This is a genomic window from candidate division WOR-3 bacterium (assembly GCA_011052815.1).
GTDB lineage: Bacteria > Hydrothermota > Tepidihabitantia > SM23-42 > SM23-42 > DRIG01.
The window spans coordinates 1-3,008 of the sequence record DRIG01000016.1 but is presented as its reverse complement, the minus strand read 5'-3'; the positions used below and the strand labels follow the sequence as shown (position 1 = coordinate 3,008).

General features: G+C 48.0%; 3 protein-coding genes. 2 read left to right on the top strand and 1 reads right to left on the bottom strand.

Features of this window, described 5'->3' with window-relative positions; translation table 11 throughout:
• A partial coding sequence (hutU, locus tag ENI34_01185) for a urocanate hydratase (protein ID HEC77740.1) occupies nucleotides 1-1,412 on the bottom strand: 1,412 nt, incomplete at its 3' end.
• 126 nt (nucleotides 1,413-1,538) lie between these two features.
• Between hutU and ENI34_01180 the strand changes: the two genes are divergently transcribed.
• Together ENI34_01180 and ENI34_01175 are read left to right on the top strand one after the other, a co-directional pair.
• A complete protein-coding gene (locus tag ENI34_01180) occupies nucleotides 1,539-2,525 on the top strand; it encodes a HEAT repeat domain-containing protein (protein HEC77739.1) in 987 nt (328 codons plus the stop codon).
• Nucleotides 2,526-3,008, top strand: a 483-nt coding sequence (locus ENI34_01175) for a cysteine--tRNA ligase (GenBank protein HEC77738.1), incomplete at its 3' end; no start/stop codon positions are given.

The following is a 3,008-nucleotide window of genomic DNA, read 5'->3' as shown; positions in this document are numbered from 1 at the left end:
TTGAGCAAGCCGTTCAGGATGGGCCAATCGGCGATTGCATCTGAGCCGTCGAGCATCCCCTCAGTCTCCCGATAAGGGGAAGCCACTGAACCGGTGTCCAGGTGATCCCGCCCGATTACTATGGGTGCTTTAAGAACGTTCTCCTTGACCACCTTGTCGATCTCCAGACCGAGCTTGTCCCTTTCTCCGTATCCGAGCCACATTATCCTGGCAGGTAACCCCTGAAAAGGAATCTTCTTCTGAGCCAACTCAATCCAGCGCCTTATCGCATCGTCGTCACCGAACATTTCCAGAACCTTTTTATCGGTTGCATAGATGTCGTTTTTATCACCGGACAACGCCGCCCAGCGGAACGGCCCTTTCCCTTTACAGAAGAGGGGTCTGATATACTCGGGTACAAAGCCCGGTATGGAAAAGGGATTTTCCACACCCGCCTTTTTCGCCTGACCCCTGATGTTGTTACCGTAATCAAATGCGATCGCGCCTTTTTTCTGCATTTCGAGCATCGCTTCCATCTGTCGGGCGATCGATTCAAGGGCTCTTTTTCGGTATTCTTCCGGCGACCTGCTTCGTAAACTGAGGGCGTCTTCAAGACTCATTCCGCCGGGAACATAACCGTTCAGCTCGTCATGCGCAGATGTCTGGTCGGTCAGCACATCAGGGATAATCCCCCGCTTCACCAGTTGTGGTTCAATATCAGAGGTATTGCCTACGAGTCCGATTGAACGGGGTTCTTTCTTTTTTACCGCATCAAAGACCATCTCCAGCGCCTGGTCGAGATCATCGACCATGGTATCACAGAATCCCTGTTTTATCCTCTTTTTAATACGTTCTGGATCAACCTCGATGTCGAGAATGACTCCCTGATTCATTGTAACGGCAAGCGGCTGAGCTCCGCTCATTCCACCCATGCCGCCGGTAAGGACCCATTTTCCTTTAAGTGAACCGCCGAAGTGCTTCCGCGCGCAGGCTGCAAAGGTTTCATAAGTGCCTTGGATTATGCCCTGGGTTCCGATATATATCCAGGAACCGGCGGTCATCTGACCGTACATAATCAACCCTAAGGCTTCAAGTTTTCTGAAATAGTCCCAGTTCGCCCATGCCGGGACAAGGAGTGAATTAGCGATGAGAACACGCGGCGCATAACTGAACGTTTTAAAAACCCCCACGGGTTTCCCTGATTGGACCAGAAGGGTTTCGTCGTTTTCTAGGGTCTTCAGGGCGTTTACAATGGCATGAAAAGACTCCCAGTTTCTTGCCGCCCGTCCGCTTCCGCCGTATACAATAAGCTCCTTGGGATTTTCCGCGACTTCCGGGTCCAGATTGTTGTGCAGCATCCTTAAGGCAGCTTCCTGCTGCCAGCTCTTACAGGAAATTTTTGTTCCCCGCGGTGCGGAGATCGGTTTATAAATAAATTCGTTCATTTTCTTTCCTCCTGATAAACACTTTATTTTATGCCAAAATCACTCTTTTGTCAATAAAGACAAACAGAACCCGGGAATTATTGACTTATCAAGAAAATTATATATAATTCACAGATGAAAAAAGAGAATGTTATTTTCTTATTGATATTTTTACTAAATTGCGGAACACCTCCCCGGCAAAAGGCACTCGCCGTTTTAGAAGAAGGCTTAAGAGACGAATCGGCTGTCATACGGGTGAATGCAGCTAAAGCCTGTAAAAAGATCGGTGACGCGCGGGGAATTAAGACGCTTTATGAAACGCTCAACAGTGATGACAAGAACGGTGTGGTTGCAGCCCTGGCGGCACTCTATGATTTGGGAGAAAAGACTTATTCTCCCATCGTCGCCAAACTCACCTCAGACCGTGATCCGTTAATCCGGGCAGAGGCATACCGACTTATGTCCTTGATCGATGATGAACGATGTCATGATGTGTTCATTAAAGGAATCCAGGATAAGATCGCCAAGATCCGCAGGTTCTCTTATCTGGGGTTGGAAGAGTTCAAGGATAAAAAGAATATACGTCGGGGACTCAGCGACCTTGACCCTCTGGTGAGAATTACGAGTGCGATGGTGCTCGGCAGGATCGGTGAAAAGGATATGGAGAATTTTATAAGAAGAGAACTGATGATTCCTCCGAACATCAATGTCTGGAAACACGGAGTTCTGGCCCTGGCGCAGCTCGGCGATACCTCTGCAGTATCTTTTATCAAAGATCTTTTGGTCGATACCCCCTGGGAATTGAAGGTCGTCGCGGCTGAAGCCCTGTTGCTCCTCAATAATAAAGATGGTGTGGAGGTGCTGAAGCAGGCGCTTGATTCCGGTGATCCGTTTGTGCGGGTCAAGGCTGTCCAGGTATTGAAAGATAATAGAATACCTGAAGGTGATGAGTTGTTGAGAGCGGCGGCCGAGGATGAATATATAAATGTTTCAATCGTCGCGATCGAAGCGCTTGCCCGCCGTCGTGCAAAAGAGAACAGAGAACTGTTCATCAAATTGATGTCTGCACCCAATCCCCTGGTCAAGATTGCAGCCGCTGGAGCCTATTTACGGAGTGAATAGATGGGTTTGAGGTTGTATAACACCTTACATCGGAAGACAGAGGAATTCGTTCCGTCGGGAGATACGGTCAGGATTTATTCCTGTGGACTTACTGTGCAGGGACCGCCCCATCTGGGCCATATGCGCGCCTATATCATCCGTGATGTTCTCGTGAGATGGCTTGAACATAAAGGCTACAAGATTAAGACCCTTGAAAATTTTACGGATATCGACGACAAAATAATAAAGAAACAGACTGAGTTGAAAAAAGATTGGCGTATCATAGCGGAAGAGAACATCTCAAAATATCTAAAGGCATGCGATACGCTCAATATCAAACGTGCGGATTTCTATCCCAGGGCGTCCCAGCATATCGAAGAGATCATCGGCCTTGTTCAACGGCTGATTGATAAAGGGTTTGCTTATGAAAAAGGAGGAGATGTCTATTTCCGCGTACGACGGTTTTCAGAATACGGAAGATTATCAGGTAAGAGTATCGACGAA

Bases quoted from the DNA above. Each gene is read 5' to 3' on its own strand.
- ENI34_01180 (HEC77739.1), top strand. From the start codon at position 1,539: ATGAAAAAAGAGAATGTTATTTTCTTATTGATATTTTTACTAAATTGC.